The organism is Microbacterium hominis, from assembly GCF_013282805.1.
GTDB classification, from domain to species: Bacteria; Actinomycetota; Actinomycetes; order Actinomycetales; family Microbacteriaceae; genus Microbacterium; species Microbacterium hominis_B.
Genome location: NZ_CP054038.1, coordinates 3,633,176 through 3,651,303 on the forward strand (window position 1 = coordinate 3,633,176; position 18,128 = coordinate 3,651,303).

An 18,128-nucleotide genomic window follows, 5' to 3' on the forward strand; every position below is an offset into this window, starting at 1 on the left:
CTCAGGCCCCGCCACGGCCTTCGATCGCCTCGTCGACCGCGTCTTCGACGGCCTCCGCCGAGGTCTGCGCGGCGCGGCTCACCTCGTCGGCCGAGTCCTGGCTCGCCTTCACGGCGGCATCCAACCGCTGTCCGGCGGTTCCCTTGGATGCCGCGGCCTTGCCGACTTTGACGGCCGAGTCCCACAGGGTGCTGGGCAGGGCCATGGCGCTGGACTTCGCGAAGTCCTTCACCTTGCCCACCTGCTCCTGCACGGGATCGAGATTCCAGACCTTGAGCCATTGCGTCTTGATCTGCTCGTACCGCTCCCGGCCGGCTCGGGTGCCGAGCACATAGCCGATGGCGATTCCGATGACGAGTCCTGCCTTGCCCCTCATGAGGTCCCCTCACGCTTGGTGGTGCGTCTGCGATTCCCGTCCAGGTTAGCCGTGCATGCCGCTGTGGGCATCCGCCCTTGACATGATCCGCCGACCGGGGTTCACTCGGCGGGTTCGACCGCGTCGCTCCCCCAGAGCGCGCGGCGGCGCACGTGCTCCGCCTCGGCGACGGCATCGGCGACCACCTGGGCCAGTCCGCTGCCCGAGAGCCACCCGCCGACGGCGGCCAGGCCCGGGATGCCGCGCACCGCGGCTCGCACCGTGTCGGCGTGCTCGTCCACCCCGAGCGCGGAGCCCGGGCGCGCGAGGGTGAAGCGATCGCGGCGGGCGGCCCGCACCGTGCCGAGCTCGGCGCCCAGCAGCGCGGTCGCCTCGCGGCGGGCGAGGTCGAACGCCGCGGCGTCGTCGAGCGCCGCGGTCGCCGGAGCCGTGCCGGCGGATCCGAACATGACGCGCAGCACGTGGCGGCCGGGCCCGGCCGCGCGCGCGAGCCACTCCCACCGGGCGGTGTCGTGGAGCACGCCCGCGGCCGCGTGCGAGCCGGGCACGCTGTAGACCGCGGCGCCACGGGGAGCGGCATCCAGCGCCGCGGCGTCGACGACGAGCGTGACGACCTCGCGCGCGATCGGCGCGGCGGCGCGCGCCGGCAGCGCGCCGGGCGCGGCATCCTCCACCAGAGCCCGCACGGCGCCCTCGTCGGCGGCCAGCACGACCAGATCCGCATCGAGCTGCGCGCGCGCCGCGTCCGCGGACCCATCGCCCGGGACCTGCCCGGCGCCGTCGAGTCCGGTGGCGACATCGCCGGCGTCGACGGCGTCGACGGCGTCGACGGCGTCGACGGCGTCGACGGCGTCGACCGTCACGCGCCACCGGGCGTCGGCCTCGGTGCCGGTCCGCGCGATCGCGGTGGCCGCGGCATCCACGCGCACGGTGCCGCCGAGCGCCGTGATCCGCTCGCGCAGCGCGTCGGCGAGGAGCGAGAGTCCGCCTTCCAGCCCGGAGATCGCCGGCCCCTCCGGTGGGGTGGCGCGCAGGTCTGCGACGGCGCCGCCGAGGGATCCGGTGCGGGTGAGCGCCGTGCTCAGGCCCGGCGCCGCGCCCTCGACGTCGACGGTGTCGGGCGTGACGCCGTAGCCGCCCACGCTCAACGGCGCGACGAGGCGGTCGGCGACCGCGTCGCCCATGCGCGAGCGGACGAGCTTGTCGAGGTTGCGCTCGATGCCGATGGTCATCGGCGGGCGCAGCCGGTCGACGTACGCGCGCCACGTGCCGCCCCACCCGAGGAACGGGCGCACCCGCTCGTCCCACGGGTTGGCCGGGATGCCGGCCACGGCGTCACCCGGAACCTCGGCCGCCGCACCGCGCGGCAGCCCGGCGATCCAGGTGCGGGAGTCGCGCGGATGCACGACGGCGTCGCCGAGACCCAGCTCGTCGACGAGGGTGCGGACTGCGCCGCCGCGTCGCGCCCAGCCGGCAGCGCCGGTATCGACCGGGAGTCCGTCGACGTCGATCGTGGCGACGGCGCCCCCGACGCGGTCGGAGGACTCCAGCAGCGTGACCGGCATGCCGACCTTCGCGCATTCGTACGCGGCGACCAGGCCTGCGATGCCGCCGCCGATGACGACGACGCGGGTCTCGTGCGCGTGCTGGAGGAGGTCGCCGAAGGGCGCTGGGGAGTCCGTCACGTCCTCCATCCTCCCACCGGACTCAGCGCTGACACCCGGCCGCAGCGGTGGAAGGCTTGTCGTCATGACGCTCCACATCACCGGCGACTCGGGATCGCGCATCCGCGTCAGACGCAGAGTCACCAGTGGCCGGGACCGACCGCGCCGCCATCAGGGATCGTCTTCGCGATGTCGGTCGCGATGTGTTCCAGTGCGGTGGATCAGGCGACCATGTGCCAGTCCGGTGACATGGCTCCACAGCGAGAGACACACCGAACTCATCGGCGAACTCTGCACGCATGGGACACGGCGAGCTTGAATCTGCAGTACTGAGAACTGGAGGGGTCATGCGCAAGAAACTGCTCGCCGCAGTGGTGGTGTTCGCGGCACTCAGCGTGACGGGATGTGCGCAAGGGCGCGTAGCCGCGGCCACACAAACGGCGGAGTCACCAGACGCAGGAGAAGTGTGTGCATCGACGACATACTTCGAGCATGCTCCGGACAGTGGGGCGCGATCACGGGTGGACGCAGTCAACGGGATGATCGCGGCGCTGCGCGAGCATCCCGAGGCCCCTGAGCTCGAGTATGCATCGCGAGCAGACATCCTGCTCCTGCTCGAGACCAGTGTCGACAACCTGATCGCTGCTGAGAGAGCGGCAGGCGAGGCCGCGCAGGCGAACGGATATCTGGAGGTACCTGTCGAGACACGCGACGGCGAGCACCTCGGACAGGTGAACATCTCCGAAGTCAATGGCGGCTTCGTCATCGACGCCATCGAGGTCGCACACAGAGACGGCATCTCCTGCCCTGGTTGAGCCTGCCATGCGGTCGCCGCCCGGGCGCGCGGTACAAATCCACCACTCACGCACGGCTACCGCGGAGGAGTTCGCCACAGTCCGAGTGCGCCCCTCGCCCACCGGTGGGAGACTGGGGGTCATGACGCTCCACATCACGGGCGACCCCGCCGCCGACCGCCTGCTGACCGACGAGCCGCTGGCCCTGCTCATCGGGATGCTGCTCGACCAGCAGGTCGCCATGGAGACCGCGTTCGCCGGCCCGCTGAAGATCCGCGAGCGGGTGGGATCGATGGATGCCGCCACCCTCGCCGGCTTCGACCCCGAGGCCTTCGTCGAGGAGTTCAAGAAGACGCCCGCGGTGCACCGCTTCCCGGGCTCGATGGCGGCGCGCGTGCAGTCGCTCTGCGCCGCGGTCGACCAGGACTGGGGCGGCGATGCCGCCGCGATCTGGACGCAGGGCGACCCCGACGGGGCGACCGTGCTCAAGCGCCTGAAGGCGCTGCCGGGATTCGGCGAGCAGAAGGCGAAGATCTTCCTGGCGCTGCTGGGCAAGCAGTACGGCTACGACGGCGCCGGATGGCGCGACGCGGCCGGCGCCTACGGCGAGGAGGGCTCGTACCGCAGCGTCGCCGACATCGTCTCGCCCGAATCGCTCACCAAGGTGCGCGAGTACAAGCGTGAGATGAAGGCCGCGGCCAAGACCGCGACGTCGTAGGGAGCTAACCCATGCAGAAGACCGGCACGAGCGTGGCATCCTTCCTCGCCGGCGTCACCCCCGCCAAGCGCCGCGCCGACGCGGAGATCCTGATCGCGCTCATGTCCGAGACCACCGGCCGCGAGCCCGAGATGTGGGGCACGATCGTCGGCTTCGGCACGTGCCACTACCGCTACCCGACCGGCACCGAAGGCGACGCGCCGATCGTCGCGTTCTCCCCCCGCCGCCAGGCGACCACGATCTACCTGCAGGCGGACTATGCGACGACTCACGCGCACGATCTGGCGGAGCTCGGGCCCCACACGACCGGCGTCGGGTGCCTGTACATCAAAGACCTCGATGCGGTCGATCACGACGTGCTGACCCGTCTGATCTCCGCCGGGGAGGCCTGGGTGCGCGCCGGCGGAGATGCCTACGCGGCCTACACCGTCACCGACTGACACCCGGTTCCGCGACCTCCGACACACCGGTTCGGATTTTCGGCTCATTCATCAGAAGCGGCCCTAGAGTGGGCGAGCGCACGGATTCCGTGCGCCGAGTCGGATTCGGTGCGGTACCCCAGATCCCGCTGATTCCGACCTGCGTGGGCACAGTCGACGCAGCCGGGGGTTCCCGAGTCCCAGTTCGGTCGAACCCCCGGTCTTCCCTTCGCGGGTAACGCCCCGCGGGGTGCCTCGACCCGTCTCCGGATCGAGGCACCCCGCGGTGTCATCGCCGCGGGCCCCGGCTCACTTCACCGCGATCGCGTCGATCACGGTCTCCGTGAAGGTTCCGCCGGCCGCATCCCACGCCTCCGACTTCAACGCGACCTTGGTCGTGCCCTTGGGCGGGGTGATGGTGGCCGAGTAGTCGCCGTCCGATCCGCTCACGGCGACGGCCGTCCACGACTTCCCGGCGTCGAAGGACGCCCACAGCTTCAGCCCCTGGATCGTGGAGCCCGTCGAGCCGTCCTGGTGGGACACGGTCGGGGTCAGCACGATTCTCTTCGACGACGCGACGTTCAGGCTCGACAGCCCCTGCACGCCGTAGTCGAGCTGGAGCAGCGGCAGCACGGTGGGCGCGTCCGTCGCGGCGCTCCGGAAGGTCCACTCGGTCCGGACGTCGGTGGACTGCGTCCACCACCGCTCGTACCGATGCGTCTCCAGGGCCAGGCGGTACGTGTGCTCGTCGGCGGGGAAGGCGCCCGAGCCGCTCGCATACGGGCTGCTCGTCACCGGCGTACCGTCGATCCACAGCTCCATCCTGCTGTCGGTGCCGCCGTCGGGGCCCGCGACGTTCGGATGGCCTTGGGCGTCCACGCGGTACGGCAGATCCACCGCGAGCACGTCGCCGTCACGACGGACGGATGCCTGAGAGGGAGATTCCGGATCGGGATACAGCCCACCGTGGACGACCTGTCCGAGCAGCTCCTCGGTCAGCTTCTCACCGGGCGCGTACGAGCGCAGCGGTCCGTTGAACGCCGACGGGAAGGCGTCCGAGCCATTGGTCCCGCCGCCCGCGTAGGGTTCGGCGGACCGCTGGAATCGGACTCCCGCATCGGCGAGATAGCTGATCGTCCGATCGGCCACGGGCTCATCGAGCCAACGGGGGAACCCGACGTAGCTCTCGGCGGTGATCATCGTGTGCCACTCCTGCAGCGAGGAGCCGGCCGTCTGGCCGTTCACCGCGCTCGTGACGACGGCGGTGTTGGACGCGTCGAGACGGTAGTCGAGGCTCGCCGGGATGCCGTGCTCGACCGTCGCGAACGCGTAGTCGTACGGCGCGTACCCGTAGCCGGTGCCGACGAGCTTCGCACCCTTCTTGGCGGCGAGGAGATCGAGCACCTGCAGCCCCGTGGCGCGGGGCAGCGTGAGCGTCGGCAGCACCTTGTCGGGGAAGTTGCCCATCGCGATGATCTCCAGGTCCTCCCAGTAGGGGCCGTCCACAGGCCCGTAGGCGATGAGGGCCAGGGCGCCCGCATCCTTGGCCGCCTGGGCCTGCGCGTTCAGGAGTCCGGTCACCGTGCCGACCGCGGCGGGCCGCGCCTCGACGAGGGCGACCTTGCCTCGGACGCCGGCCCGCTCGAGCTCCGCGGGCGTCCCGGCACCGGCCGCGACGATCCCCGCGTTCACGCTGCCGGTGAGCTCCGGCGAGGTGACGGCGTACCGCAGGTCCAGTGCGAGATCGATGGATCGCGAACCTGAGGTGACCGCGACATCGAGCTCGGGCGCGGCGAGCAGCCAGCTCTCGGTGAGCGTCTGCTCGCCCACCAGGTCGCCCTCGGTGAACACGTAGATCTCGTCCGCGACTCCGGGGCTGCTGATGATGGAGTTCGCGAAGGTGCTCTGCGTCACCGGCCAGCTCCACCCCGGAAGGGTGCGCTTGAGCACCTGATCGAAGTTGGTGACCTGCGCCTGCTTCTCGGTGCTGATGCTCACCGGCATCGCCTTCGTGCCGTCGATGACGACGTCATGCCGACCCGGTTCGGTGAGGTCGAGGTCGCGCGTGAACAGCGTCGACCCGTCGATGATCAGCGCATCCGGAGCGCTGTTGTAGAGGGCGCCGAGGATGGCGTATCGCCCGATCGGCACGCGCACATCGGCCTTTCCGCCGCTGATCACGACGGTGCGCACGATCGAGGGGTCGTCGATGTTGTAAAGAGTCGCGTAGCTGGAGCCCCTCACGAGTGCGCCGTCCGGCTGGAGCGCCTCGAGGTGGAGAGCGGCCATGTCAGCCTCGACCTGGAACCCGAGCACGGTGCGAACCGGCACGAATCCCGCCCCGGCGGCGGTCACGACTCCCGTGTAGAAGTCGGGATCGTCGAGCGTCGGGTCCACCGTGACATCGACCGACGCGGTCCCGTGCGCGGGGACGGTGACGGAGGTGCTGGACAGCGTGATCATCCCGTCGGGCACCGGGGCTCCGTCCGAGCCTGCGGCGACGTCCCACAGCTCGAGCGTGAGATCGGTGGCCTGGGTGTTGGTGTATTCGATCGACACGGTCCGGGGCACCTGCTCTTCGCGCGGGGACTCGAAGACGCCGATCGACAGCGACGAGGGTTCGGCGTAGAGCGGCTGGCCGAGGGCGGCCGGGATCTGGATCTTCCCCGCCCCCTCCTTCCACACGTCGCCGACGGTGGACTGCGCGGTGCCCATGAGGACGGCCTTCAGCCCGTCGCCGTCCAGGTCGGGCCGCGCGGCCTTCAGGATCGCCGCCGCGCCCGCGACGGCCGGCGTCGCCATCGACGTTCCGCCGTCGTGCACGTACTTGTCTTCGGCGGGGATGTCGGGGCGGGTTCCCGCAGCACGGGCTGCCAGGATCCACGCGCCCGGTGCCGTGACGTCGGGCTTGACGCCCGCGTCGCCGAACCGCGGCCCGACCGAGGAGAAGCCGGCGAGCTGATCGTTCTCATCGATCGCGCCGACCGTCAGCGCGCTCTGCGCCGTGCCGGGCGTGGTCACCGTCGTGGATCCCGCGTTGCCCTCGTTGCCGGCCGCGACGACCACAAGAGTGTCGTAGCGCTCCGAGATCGAGTCGACCGCCAGCGCGCCGGGATCGGTGCCGTCGGTGTAGTCGCCGCGGACCCCGAGGCTCATGTTGATCACATCGGCGCCCTCGGCGGCGGCCCACTCCATCGCGTCGATGGTCCAGGACTCCTGGCCGAAGCCAGTGGGGCCCAGCACGCGCGCGTTGAGGAGCTTCGCCCCGTACGCGACACCGCGGTTCGCGCCGTCGGATGCTTCACCGCTGCCCGCGACGATCGATGCCACGTGCGTGCCGTGGCCGAAGGGGTCCTTCGTCGAGCCGCTGCCGGTGAAGTCCTTCTCCTTGATCACGACTCCCTCATCGAGATCGGGATGTGTCGTGTCGATGCCCGTGTCGAGCACGGCGACCACGGCGCCGGTGCCATCCAGGCCGGCCTCCCACGCGGCGGGTGCGCCGATCTGCGGGGTGGAGACCGCGTCGAGCATCTCGACGGGCGCGTCGAGCCACACCTTCTGCACGGACCCGCCTGCGTCCACCGCCTCCAACAGAGCCGGGGCGCCGGCGGCCGGAACCTCGCCGGACACCGCGTCGATCGACTCGAGCGTGCGGTCGGCATCCACATCGAGCGCTTCCCACTCGGCGGCATGGGTCTTCGCGTTCGTCGATTCGTCGGACTGGACGATGACCGGCACTCCCTCGGCGTCGTCGAGCTCGGCCAGCGTCAGCACGTCGAACAGGCCGAGGTCGAGCTTGTCGGGAACGAGCCCGGCCACGTCGGACGGGATCACGTAATAGTGCTCGGCGTCGCCGTAGGCGGCGTACGAGATCGGCGCACCGGTCTCCCGCGGGGCGGCGGTGAACTCGACGATCGGTGCATCGCCCGGGCCGTCGTGGAGGGTGACCTCGTCACCGGTGATCAAGGTGACCGTCCGCTGCGGGGACGTCGTGACCCAGCCGCCTGATGCCGCCGTGGGTGGCGGCGGCGCCGCGACCGCGGGTGCTGTCGCCGCTGTCGCGACCGAGATGATCCCGACGACGGCCATCGCGGCGCCCGCCTTGTTGACTCTGTACCTCACGTGTGTGTGCTCCCGTGTTTGCGGGGCGCGGCTCCCCGCAGTCACGTGCCAGAGCTGAGACCGGACGCCGAGGTGCCGTCAGCGCCCCTGCCGATCAATGGCTTCACCCAAACAGGGACGGGAGCGCTCCCACAAGATCCAGCGAAACGTTTTTCCGCGCGGAAACATCGTGTCTCGAGCTGGGCGCGGCGCGAATTATGTTGTGATCAGCCACTTATCGGCGGCGTGGCCAGCGGTACCGGAATCGTCCTTCAGCAACCTGTAACAAGTCGGACACGAACCGGCGTGGCTCCCCGCTCGCTCCGGACAAATCGCTCCGGTTCGCCGCAGACGACGGATGCCGCCACCCGATCGGGTGACGGCATCCACGGACTCGGAGGTCAGGCGCCGCCGAGGCGCTCCGCGAGGTACGCCCGCAGGTTCTCCATCGGCACGCGCTCCTGCGACATCGTGTCGCGGTCGCGGACGGTCACGGCGCGGTCCTCGAGCGAGTCGAAGTCGACCGTGACGCAGAAAGGGGTGCCGATCTCGTCCTGCCGGCGATAGCGGCGGCCGATGGCACCGGCGTCGTCGAAGTCGATGTTCCACTCGCCGCGCAGGCTGTCGGCGACCTCCCGCGCGATCGGCGACAGCTTCTCGTTGCGCGACAGCGGCAGGATCGCCGCCTTCACGGGCGCCAGCCGCGGGTCGAGCTTGAGCACCGTGCGGGTGTCGGTGCCGCCCTTGGCGTTCGGCGCCTCCTCCTCGTGGTACGCGTCGACGAGGAACGCCATCATGGCGCGCGTGAGGCCGAACGACGGCTCGATCACGTACGGGATGTACTTCTCGCCCGAGGCCTGGTCGAAGTAGGTGAGGCTCTGGCCGGAGGCCTCGGTGTGGCTGCCGAGGTCATAGTCGGTGCGGTTGGCGACGCCCATCAGCTCGCCCCACTCCTTGCCGGGGAAGCCGAAGCGGTACTCGACGTCGATCGTGCCGGCCGAGTAGTGGGCGCGCTCGTGCTCGGGCACGTCGAACTGGCGCATGTTCTCGGGGTCGATGCCGAGGTCGATGAACCAGTTCCAGCACGCCTCGACCCAGTGGTCGAACCACTGCGGCGCCTCGGCGGGCGGCGCGAAGAACTCGATCTCCATCTGCTCGAACTCGCGGGTGCGGAAGATGAAGTTTCCGGGCGTGATCTCGTTGCGGAACGCCTTGCCGACCTGGCCGATGCCGAACGGCGGCTTCTTGCGGCTGGCGGTGAGCACGTTCGAGAAGTTCACGAAGATGCCCTGGGCCGTCTCCGGGCGCAGGAAGTGCAGGCCGGACTCGTCGTCGACGACGCCGAGGTAGGTCTTCACCAGACCCGAGAACGCCTTCGGCTCCGTGTACTGGCCCTTGGTGCCGCAGTTCGGGCAAGGCACCTCGGCGAGGCCGTTCTCGGCCTTGCGGCCCTTGCGCGCCTCGAAGTCCTCGATGAGGTTGTCCTCGCGGAAGCGCTTGTGGCACTGCAGGCACTCCACCAGCGGGTCGGTGAAGGTCGCGACGTGGCCGGAGGCCTCCCACACGCGCTTGGGGAGGATCACCGACGAGTCCAGGCCCACCATGTCGCCGCGGCCGCGCACGAAGGTCTGCCACCACTGCCGACGGATGTTCTCCTTCAGCTCGGTGCCGAGGGGGCCGTAGTCCCAGGCCGAACGCGAACCGCCGTAGATCTCACCCGCTTGGAAGACGAACCCGCGATGACGGGCGAGGGCGATGACTTTGTCGAGACGGGACTGCTCGGCCACGGTGGCTCCAATGGTCGGGTGGGGAGGCGCACGAGGTGCGGGATGCCGCGAGCGCGGCATCCATCGATTCTAATCGGCGCGGGGCACGGGGCCGGTGTCGTCGGCGGCGCGATCGAAGGCGCGATCCCACTCCTGCAGCTCCTTGCGACGGCCGATGAGACCGTCGAGCGACACCTGGAAGTGCAGTCCGCGCCGCGCGTTGACCTGCTTGATGTTCTCGACGAGCTCGGTCGCGACCTCCGCGAGGGCGGAGCGCACCTCTCGCGCGCGTTCGGCCGGGTCGTCCCAGAGGTGCGGGTGGGTGAGGATGTCGAGCAGGTAGTCGCGATCGAGCGCCCCGGTGAGCTTGCGCAGCGTGTCGCCGTACTCGAGCGCCGCCGTCGCCCGCTGCGCTTCGTCGCCGCGGCGGCCGAGGCGCTCGAACAGCTCGACGGTGTTGGTCGCGACGCCGCCGATCTCGGCGGCGACCTCCTGCGCCGCGGGGGTGCCTGCCATCGCGGCGGCGCCGTACTCCGCCGCGAGCACCCGCAGGCGCGCCACCGACGAGCGCACCGGCTCGGGCAGGGCGTTCCGGTCGCTGCGGCGACGCGCGCGCACGATGCCGAGCACCGCACCGCCCGCGGCCAGGACGACCGCGACGCCGACGGCGACGCCGATCACGACGCCCGCATCGATGCCCCCGGTGGCGCCGCCGGCACCGCCGGGGATCTCGGCGGTGATCTGCTCCACCGTCTGGGTGAGGGCGCCCTCGACGGAGTCGGTCGAGGCCTCCGACTCGTTCGCGATGCGCAGCGCCTCGCCGCTCGGGAGCACCCGGGAACCCGCGAACACGTCGTCGCCCACCGCCACGATGATGGTGTCGTACGGAGTGGATTCGGCCAGCTCCGCCAGGATCTGCTGATCGGATGCCTCGAGCGAGACGTTCTCCGAGAACACCGCGATCCCGATCGATGCGTCGCCCACCTGCTGTTCGAGCGCACTCGCGAGATCGGCGGCGCCGCTCACCTCGCGGGACACGTACACGTTCGCGCCGGCCAGCCCGTCGACGGCGTCATCGACGTAGCCGGTGGTGTCCAGTGGCTGCAGCATGCGGTGGCCTCAGAAGTTGTTGATGACCGAGGCGAACACGAGGTCGATCTTGGCCGCGTCGGAGGCGTCGAACCACTGACCGCCGGTCGCCTCCGCGATGCGCTGCAGCGCACGGGTGTCGGCGCCCTCGCCGTACGCGATCGGGAAGATGCGCACCGGCGACGACTCGCCTCCCTCCCCCTCGTCTGCGCCGATGCGCGCGATGAGCGAATCGAGGGAGATCGTGGAGTCGGTGTCCTGGCCGTCGGAGAGCACGACGATGGCGTTGATGCGCCCCGGCTCGGCCCGCGCGGTCATCTCCTCGTACGCGACGGCGATCGCGTCGTAGAGCGGCGTGCCCTCGCGCTGGGCGAAGCGCAGGTCGTCGAGCGAAGCATCCACCGACTCGCGATCGGAGGCGAGCGGCTCGACGTCGCGGAGCACGACGATGTTCTCGCCGGCCTCGGACTCGATGCCCGTGGTGAAGGCCCAGACGCCCACCTCGTCGCTCGAGCGGAAGTGGCCGAGCGTGGCCTGCGCGCCCTCGATGGCGCCGTCGAGCTTGGAACGGCCATCCCCGATCGGGTCGTCCATCGAGCCCGAGATGTCGATCACCTCGAGCACCGACGAGGGCTTGCGGATCTGGGTCCACTGGTCGAGCGCGGCCGAGACCACGTCGACGGCAGGGCGCGGGAGCGTGATCGCGGGGCCGGCGGGGTCGACGCCGAACTCCGCGGTGAACAGGTCGCCGAGGGGCGCCGAGGCATCGAGGGGCCGGAAGCCGAACGCGGGGAGGATCTCCTGGGCCGCGTCGGTCTGCAGGAACGCGGCGAACGCGGCGCCCGCCTCGGCCTGGGCGTCGGTCACCCAGTCGGCCCCGAGCACGGTGATGGGATTGTCCGACCACATCGATCCGCCCGAGGGATAGATCGCGACCAGCTTCTCGCTGGGCCGGGTGAGCGTCTCCCCCGGCTGCACGGTGTGGGAGTCGGGGTTGCCCTGGTTGTAGTTGAGGAGGGAGGTCTCCTCGAGGGCGACCGCCGACACGTAGCCCGACCCGCCCGCCCCGTTCTGCGTCTCGTCGTAGAGGGTCGTCAGCACCTTGCCGGTGGTGTCGCCGTAGTGGATGACGCACTCCTCGAACACGCGCGAGAAGTCCTCCGCGGTGGCGACGTCGTCGGTCGTGAGGTCGGCCGACTTGCCCGCCGCCTCGTACGACTGCATGAGGATCGCCGATAGGCCGGTGGTCGAGGTGTTCGGGTTGGTCTTGGAGATCTTGAACGACCCCCACAGGGACTTGCCGACGCTGCCCCAGCCCTCCGGGTCCTGGCAGAGCGCCTCCAGGTCGGCGATGCCGATCTCGGCGTCGGGCCAGCCGAGCGCCTTCGCCATGGTCTCGGGCATGCCGAACACGACCGGCGTGTGGGTGAAGCTCTCCGGCTCGCCGACGAGCGCCGGCGATCCCGCCGCCGCGACGCGCTCGGTCCAGACGGTGGAGGCGGGCGACCACATCGCCGGCCAGCGCCGCACATCGTCGTCGGGCCAGTCGCCGCCCGCGGAGAGGAAGCGCGTCGCGTCGCCCGAGGAGACGTTGATCGGGCGCACGGTGGCGCACTCGGCGAGCGCCTCATGCTGCGGCGACTGCTTGAAGGCGTCGGCGAGCGCGTCGAGCATGTTGACCTTCTCCGACGAGGTCGCCACCACCACGCTCGTGCAGCCGTCGTCGACGAAGTCTCCGTCGACCGCGTCGTCTTCACCGGTCGGCGTGCACGCGGTCAGCGCCAGGCCGACAGCGAGCGCGAGAGCGCCGATCCGGACCGTGCGGCGGGTCCCGGCGGCGGCGATGCGGACGGGCTCTGTCTCGAGGCGGGGGGCCATGCGTACAGCGTAGATCCCCGCCCGGGCCTCACGTGCCGAAGCCGCACCACTGCGCCACCCAGGTGAGGATGCGACCGCGCAGCGCGTCGCCGACGAACAGCTCGATCTCGCCCGGCTCCCCGTCGACGATCACGCGCACGTCGAAGATCGTGCCGCGCTTGTCCTCCTGCACGGCGTGCGGATCGCACCGGAAGGGCACGATCGGCACGTCGACACCCTGCGCCGCGCCGTCGGCGGTCACGTCGGCGTCGATCGGGAAGGTGCCGTCGACGCTCGCGTCGCCGAAGTCGAGGAGGTTCGTGCCCTCGACGGCGACGATCGTCACCTCTGTTGCCGAGTCGCCGGTGGGCGTCATCTCGAGCCGGAGCATGCCCGGCGAACCGGTGGCGAACGTGGTGAACGACGTGAACGCGAGGTCGACGGCCGCCCCGAGCGCCTGGGCGCGGCACTCGCGCTCGTGCAGCGGGCCGACGAAGCCGAGCGGGTCGGTCGCCGCGGCCCGCACGGGCTCTCCTGCGTCGCCGCCGAGGTCGAGGAGCACGACGGGCGCGGCATCCACCGTCCCGTCGCCCGCGCAGGCCATCTCGGGGAGCTGCACGCGGATCTCGACGCGGCCGCCCGGCGGCACGGTCGTGGTGCGCCCCGCGACGACCCGCGTCGCCTCCCCGTCGAAGCGCTCGTCCTGCACGCGCACATCGCCGATGACGACGGCCTCGTCGGATCCGTTGCTCACCTGCACCTGCGCCTGCCGTGCGGCGACGTCTCCGCGCAGCTGCACGAGCGCGACCTCCAGCCCTGCGGGCACGGCGTCGGGCGAGGGCGAAGGCGGGCCGGCCGGATCGCAGGCCACGAGCAGGGCACCGAGCATCGCGACCTGCACCGCGGTCGACAGGGCGGCGACGGCGCGCCCGCGTGCGACCACCGCTACCTCCGCAGCACTTCTCGGGCGACGGTGAACTCCTCGAGGGCGGCGTCGTCGAGCTCGACGCCCAGCCCGTGCCCGGTCGGCACCCGCACGTGGCCGTCTTCGAGCACAGCCGGCTCCGTGACGATGTCGCGGGTGTAGAAGCGGTTCGAGGCGGAGATGTCGCCCGGCAGGGTGAATCCCGGCAGGGCGGCGAGCGCGGCGTTGGCCGCGCGGCCGATGCCCGTCTCGAGCATGCCGCCGCACCATACCGGGATGCCCGCATCGCGGCACAGGTCATGGATGCGCAGCGCCTCGAGGTACCCGCCGACCCGCCCGGCCTTGATGTTGATGACCGATGCCGATCCGAGCGCGAGGGCATCGAGGGCGGCCTTGGCCGACACCACCGACTCGTCGAGGCAGATCGGCGTCTTCACGTGACGCGCCAGCGCGGCGTGGTCGACGATGTCGTCTTCCTGCAGCGGCTGCTCGATCAGCAGCAGGTCGAACCGGTCGAGCTCGGCGAGGGTGTCGAGGTCGGCGAGCGTGTAGGCCGAGTTCGCGTCGACCTGCAGGGGGATGCCGCCGAAGGCGTCGCGCACTGCGGCGGTGTCGTGCACGTCGCGCCCGGGCTTGATCTTGATCTTGATGCGCACGTACCCCTCGTCGAGGTACCCGCGCACGGCCTCCACGAGGGCTTGCGGGTCGCGCTGGATGCCGACGCTCACGCCGCTCGGCACGCGGTCGCGCTCGGCGCCGAGGTACTCCGCGAACGCACGGCCCTGGGCGCGCAGCGCCGCGTCGAGCACGGCGAGCTCGAGTCCCGCCTTGACCATGCGGTGGCCCTTGAACGGCTCGAGCGCCGGCGCGACGCGCTCCGCAGGCAGTGTCCGCTCGTCGAGCAGGGCCGGGATCAGCCAGCGCAGCGCGACGTCCCAGGCGCCGTAGGTGTACTCGCTCGAATACAGCGGCGCGTCCTGCGTGACGATCTCGCCCCAGCCGTCGCCGTCGGCCGTCAGCGCCCGCACCACGATCACCTCGCGCACCGTCTCGGTGCCGAACGAGGTCGTGAAGGGGGACACGAGGGGCAGGTGCAGCACCCGCAGCTCGAATCCGTCGAGGGTGATCGGTGCGGTGGGCGCGCGCATGCCCCTCAGGCTACGCCGGGTCGTGGGTCAGACGGCCGCAACGCGGGCGGCGACCCGGCGCGACGGGGCGACGAAGGTCTGGCGGGCGGCGCGGGGCAGGCCGCGGCGCGGCAGGCGCGGCATCCGGCGCGACACGGTGTGCGGTGCGCGCGGCGTGCGACGGAAAGCGTCGACGATCGCCTCGACGATGGTCTCGGTGTGCTCGTGCATGGCTCCTCCTGGCTGTTCGCAGTGGAGGAGCCCCTTCGGCCGGCCCTGATACACGCCCGGTGGATGGATGCCGCGCCCGGCGCGGGTCAGGGTCGAACCAGCAGATACCCGCGGGCGTCATCGAAGCCGCCGACCACGAGTCCGTCGGCGAGGTGGCCGACGAGAGCCTCGCGCACCCGGACGCGCCAGGAGGCGGCATCCACCGGATCCGACGCCCGCAGCGCCTCGATGTCGCGCGGGATCGCGACCGACGCCACCACCGCATCGTCCTCGGGGGTGGGCGCGGGCGGCGCAGCGAGCGCCCACGACACCATCACCCGGTCGGACTCGTCGCCGCGGTTGACGCCGTCGTCCATCGGTCCGTAGTGGTTCACGAGGTACTCGGTCACCCTGGCTCCCAGCACCCGCAGGTTGAAGTGGGCGTTGCGGGCGATGAGGGGGTCGAACGTCCACGTCACGTGCCCGACGCCGCGGCGCAGCGCCCAATCCCGCTGGTGGAACTTCAGCAGCCGCCCGATCCCCCGGCCCTGGTGCCCCGGCAGCACGCCGGTGATGTGGCTGTGCATCGATCGCGCCGCGGGCTCCGCGAAGAACGCGACCGAGGCTCCGACCATGCGCTCGCCGTCGTAGATGCCGACCGCGTAGCTGCCGGCGTGGGCGAGAGCGCGCAGCAGGTTCGGCGGCATGCCGCCGCGGTCGCCGCCCCACACCTCGGCGAGCACCTCGGAGGCCGTGAAGACCTCCTCCACGGTGTCGAGGGGATGGATGCCGAGACCGGCCGCGGGATCGGGTTGCGCGCTCACGGCCCCACGTTACGCCCGCGCGTGCGGTCAGCGCGCGGTCAGCGCGCGGTCAGCGCGCGCCGGTGGTGGCGACGTGCTCGGCGAACAGTCCGGGCCAGGCCATGATCCCGTAGGGCGTGCGGGCGACGACCAGCCGAGAGTCCGGGAGCAGCTTCTTGAGCCGCTTGGCCGTGGTGATCGGGTGGGCGGGGTCGCCCGTCCAGGCGAGGATCAGGGTGGGCGTCGTGATCTTCGCAACGGTCTTCTCACCGGGGAAATCCGTGGATGCCGCACCCCGCAGCACCGTGGGAAGCAGGTGCTCCGGCACGCTCGGGTGCGTGACGGGCGCGTCGGCGAGCGCGGGCGGCACCGGGGAGACCGCGCTGGCCAGGAACGCGTCGAGCCCCTCCCGCTCGATGCGCGCGGCGTTCACGCGGTAGACGCGCTGCTGCAGCGGCCGGGTCGCCCACGCGGTGGGCGGCACCACCAGGGTGAGGCTGGCGAATCGCTCGGGATGCCGCTTGGCGGCGTGCAGGAGTGTGCCCGAGCCCATCGAGGGGCCCACCGCGTGCACCCGCTCGCCGGGCGCGAGCGCGTCGAGGATCGCGAGCAGGTCGCGGGCCAGCCGGGTCCAGCGGTACGAGCGCGGATCGCTGTCTCCGGTCGACCCGCCGTGCCCGCGGGCGTCGTAGCGCAGCACGCGGTGCCCGCGCAGGGCGCGACCGAGGTCGAGGCCGAGCTGGGCGTCCTGCGCGCGCGAGGAGGTGAGTCCGTGAAGCTGCACGACGAGCGGCCCGGTGGAACCCGTGATGTCGTAGTCGATGGTCACATCGTCGACGGCGAGTGCGGGCACAGAACCTCCACGGCGCGGGCGTGAAACCTGAGAGCCCTAGACTACGACGCCATGCGGCTGACCACGGTCTCCCAGATGACGCTGCCCGAAGGCGTCGTCCGCAGCCTCGAGATGCGCGCCGACGTGCTCGAGGACGCGGTGCTGCCCATTTCCTTCGACCAGCGCCGTCACGTCGGGGCGGGCGACCGGCCGGGATCGTGGATGGCGATCGCCTTCCGCCTGCCGGAGCAGGCGGCCCGCAGCGAGATCGCCGAGGCCTGGGCCGCCGCCGTCACGCGCCACGCGGCGCTGCGCACGGTGTTCGACCGCGACGCCGCGGGCGAGCTGCGGCTGCGCGAAGCCCGGGTCGAGGTCGCCGGCTGGCGTCTGCACGACGACGCCGTCGGGGCGCACCCGCGGGAGGTGCTGGCGGGGCTCTTCGACGCGCGCTGCCGCCCGTTCGCCGCGCCCTCCCACCTGCTGTGCCTGGTGGAGCCCCACGACGCCTCGGCCGATCCCGACCCCCGCCCGATCGCGGTGATCGCGTCGGACCACTCCCACGTGGACATGTGGTCGCTGCTCGTGCTCGCCCGCGACCTGGAGGCCGGCATCCAGGATCTGCACGACGGTCGCGGGCCCGAGACCGCGCCCGCGCCCGCCTTCGCCGACCACACCCGGCTGCTGGCCGCGCAGCCTCCCGCCCCCGCGGCCGTCGCCGCGCGCTGGGCGGAGGTGCTCGACGCGGGCGGCGGCGCCATGCCCCGGTTCCCGCTCCCCCTCGGCGACCCGGCGCGCACCGCGCGCGCCGTCGTGGGCGTCGACGACATCCTCGACGCCGACGGGCTCGCCGCGCTCACCGCCCGCGCGGCCCGGAGCGGCGTGCGGGTGACCGCGCTGGCGATGTCGGCGCTGGCCGATGCCACCCTCGCCCTCTCCGGCGCGCCGCTGCGCGCGGTGTTCCCCGTGCACAGCCGCCACGGCGGCCGCTGGGACGACGCGGTCGGCTGGTTCATCACGAACTCGGTGCTCGAACTCGGCGACCCCGACCCGCACGCGTGCGCCGCCGCGCTCCGGGACGCGATCCGGCTCGGCTCTTACCCGCTCGCGCCGCTCCTTGCCCCGTACGGCGGCATGGTCGAACCGCACGGCATGTTCGCGCTCTCCTGGCTCGACACGCGCCGCATGCCGGTGGGCGTCGATGCGGGTTTCGACGTGCAGTACGTGTCGGCGACGGTGTCCACCGACGGCGTGATGGTGTGGTTCATCGTCAACGACGACGGGCTCCACGTGCGCTGGCGCCATCCCGACACGCAGGCGGCCCGCACGAACGTGAGGGCGTGGGTGGATGCCGTGGCCGACCGCCTGGGCGGACTCCGCCCCGGCGGCCCGGCCCCCGCTTCCGCGCCGATAGCCTTGCGTGGTGGCACCACGGGATGACGACGATCGA

15 protein-coding genes are annotated in these 18,128 nt (G+C 71.6%); 4 read left to right on the top strand and 11 right to left on the bottom strand.

The window, feature by feature from the left end; all coding sequences use genetic code 11:
• Nucleotide 1: 1 nt before the first annotated feature.
• Entirely contained in the window at nucleotides 2-376 is a 375-nt protein-coding gene (locus HQM25_RS16265) for a hypothetical protein (RefSeq protein ID WP_172991182.1), read from the bottom strand.
• Nucleotides 377-477: 101 nt separating this feature from the next.
• Complete coding sequence (locus tag HQM25_RS16270; RefSeq protein ID WP_172991183.1) at nucleotides 478-2,070, bottom strand: protoporphyrinogen/coproporphyrinogen oxidase; 1,593 nt, start codon at nucleotides 2,068-2,070, stop codon at nucleotides 478-480.
• 317 nt (nucleotides 2,071-2,387) lie between these two features.
• Here HQM25_RS16270 and HQM25_RS16275 point away from each other — a divergent pair, with 317 nt between their 5' ends.
• The 3 genes from HQM25_RS16275 (at nucleotide 2,388) to HQM25_RS16285 (ending at nucleotide 3,992) form a co-directional block, all read left to right on the top strand.
• Nucleotides 2,388-2,855: a hypothetical protein gene (locus HQM25_RS16275; RefSeq protein WP_172991184.1), complete on the top strand. Its 468-nt coding sequence runs from the start codon at nucleotides 2,388-2,390 to the stop codon at nucleotides 2,853-2,855.
• Between the two features lie 121 nt (nucleotides 2,856-2,976).
• Nucleotides 2,977-3,552 (top strand): HhH-GPD-type base excision DNA repair protein, encoded by a 576-nt coding sequence (locus HQM25_RS16280; protein ID WP_172991185.1) that lies wholly within the window; start codon nucleotides 2,977-2,979, stop codon nucleotides 3,550-3,552.
• Nucleotides 3,553-3,563: 11 nt separating this feature from the next.
• Entirely contained in the window at nucleotides 3,564-3,992 is a 429-nt protein-coding gene (locus HQM25_RS16285; protein ID WP_172991186.1) for a DUF1801 domain-containing protein, read from the top strand.
• Between the two features lie 288 nt (nucleotides 3,993-4,280).
• Here HQM25_RS16285 and HQM25_RS16290 read toward each other — a convergent pair whose 3' ends face one another.
• The 9 genes from HQM25_RS16290 to HQM25_RS16330 form a co-directional block, all read right to left on the bottom strand.
• Nucleotides 4,281-8,093 (bottom strand): S8 family serine peptidase, encoded by a 3,813-nt coding sequence (locus HQM25_RS16290; RefSeq protein ID WP_172991187.1) that lies wholly within the window; start codon nucleotides 8,091-8,093, stop codon nucleotides 4,281-4,283.
• Between the two features lie 380 nt (nucleotides 8,094-8,473).
• A complete protein-coding gene (locus tag HQM25_RS16295; protein ID WP_172991188.1) occupies nucleotides 8,474-9,859 on the bottom strand; it encodes a glycine--tRNA ligase in 1,386 nt (461 codons plus the stop codon).
• Nucleotides 9,860-9,928: 69 nt separating this feature from the next.
• Nucleotides 9,929-10,948 carry a hypothetical protein gene (locus HQM25_RS16300; protein ID WP_172991189.1) on the bottom strand — a complete coding sequence of 340 codons (1,020 nt, stop codon included), beginning with the start codon at nucleotides 10,946-10,948 and terminating at the stop codon, nucleotides 9,929-9,931.
• Nucleotides 10,949-10,957: 9 nt separating this feature from the next.
• Complete coding sequence (locus HQM25_RS16305) at nucleotides 10,958-12,805, bottom strand: vWA domain-containing protein (RefSeq protein WP_172991190.1); 1,848 nt, start codon at nucleotides 12,803-12,805, stop codon at nucleotides 10,958-10,960.
• 28 nt (nucleotides 12,806-12,833) lie between these two features.
• Nucleotides 12,834-13,727: a hypothetical protein gene (locus HQM25_RS16310; RefSeq protein ID WP_172991191.1), complete on the bottom strand. Its 894-nt coding sequence runs from the start codon at nucleotides 13,725-13,727 to the stop codon at nucleotides 12,834-12,836.
• 2 nt (nucleotides 13,728-13,729) lie between these two features.
• Nucleotides 13,730-14,857: an o-succinylbenzoate synthase gene (gene menC / locus HQM25_RS16315; protein ID WP_172991192.1), complete on the bottom strand. Its 1,128-nt coding sequence runs from the start codon at nucleotides 14,855-14,857 to the stop codon at nucleotides 13,730-13,732.
• Nucleotides 14,858-14,884: 27 nt separating this feature from the next.
• Nucleotides 14,885-15,067 carry a hypothetical protein gene (locus HQM25_RS16320; protein WP_172991193.1) on the bottom strand — a complete coding sequence of 61 codons (183 nt, stop codon included), beginning with the start codon at nucleotides 15,065-15,067 and terminating at the stop codon, nucleotides 14,885-14,887.
• 86 nt (nucleotides 15,068-15,153) lie between these two features.
• Nucleotides 15,154-15,870: a GNAT family N-acetyltransferase gene (locus tag HQM25_RS16325; protein WP_172991194.1), complete on the bottom strand. Its 717-nt coding sequence runs from the start codon at nucleotides 15,868-15,870 to the stop codon at nucleotides 15,154-15,156.
• Nucleotides 15,871-15,919: 49 nt separating this feature from the next.
• Nucleotides 15,920-16,702 carry an alpha/beta fold hydrolase gene (locus HQM25_RS16330; RefSeq protein WP_172991195.1) on the bottom strand — a complete coding sequence of 261 codons (783 nt, stop codon included), beginning with the start codon at nucleotides 16,700-16,702 and terminating at the stop codon, nucleotides 15,920-15,922.
• Between the two features lie 51 nt (nucleotides 16,703-16,753).
• Here HQM25_RS16330 and HQM25_RS16335 point away from each other — a divergent pair, with 51 nt between their 5' ends.
• Complete coding sequence (locus HQM25_RS16335) at nucleotides 16,754-18,118, top strand: condensation domain-containing protein (protein WP_172991196.1); 1,365 nt, start codon at nucleotides 16,754-16,756, stop codon at nucleotides 18,116-18,118.
• The last annotated feature ends 10 nt before the right edge of the window (nucleotides 18,119-18,128 follow it).

Coding starts and splice junctions, on each gene's coding strand:
- HQM25_RS16320 (WP_172991193.1), bottom strand. CDS start 15,067: ATGCACGAGCACACCGAGACCATCGTCGAGGCGATCGTCGACGCTTTC.
- HQM25_RS16305 (WP_172991190.1), bottom strand. CDS start 12,805: ATGGCCCCCCGCCTCGAGACAGAGCCCGTCCGCATCGCCGCCGCCGGG.
- menC (WP_172991192.1), bottom strand. CDS start 14,857: ATGCGCGCGCCCACCGCACCGATCACCCTCGACGGATTCGAGCTGCGG.
- HQM25_RS16300 (WP_172991189.1), bottom strand. CDS start 10,948: ATGCTGCAGCCACTGGACACCACCGGCTACGTCGATGACGCCGTCGAC.
- HQM25_RS16335 (WP_172991196.1), top strand. CDS start 16,754: ATGCGGCTGACCACGGTCTCCCAGATGACGCTGCCCGAAGGCGTCGTC.
- HQM25_RS16275 (WP_172991184.1), top strand. CDS start 2,388: ATGCGCAAGAAACTGCTCGCCGCAGTGGTGGTGTTCGCGGCACTCAGC.
- HQM25_RS16265 (WP_172991182.1), bottom strand. CDS start 376: ATGAGGGGCAAGGCAGGACTCGTCATCGGAATCGCCATCGGCTATGTG.
- HQM25_RS16280 (WP_172991185.1), top strand. CDS start 2,977: ATGACGCTCCACATCACGGGCGACCCCGCCGCCGACCGCCTGCTGACC.
- HQM25_RS16285 (WP_172991186.1), top strand. CDS start 3,564: ATGCAGAAGACCGGCACGAGCGTGGCATCCTTCCTCGCCGGCGTCACC.
- HQM25_RS16270 (WP_172991183.1), bottom strand. CDS start 2,070: ATGGAGGACGTGACGGACTCCCCAGCGCCCTTCGGCGACCTCCTCCAG.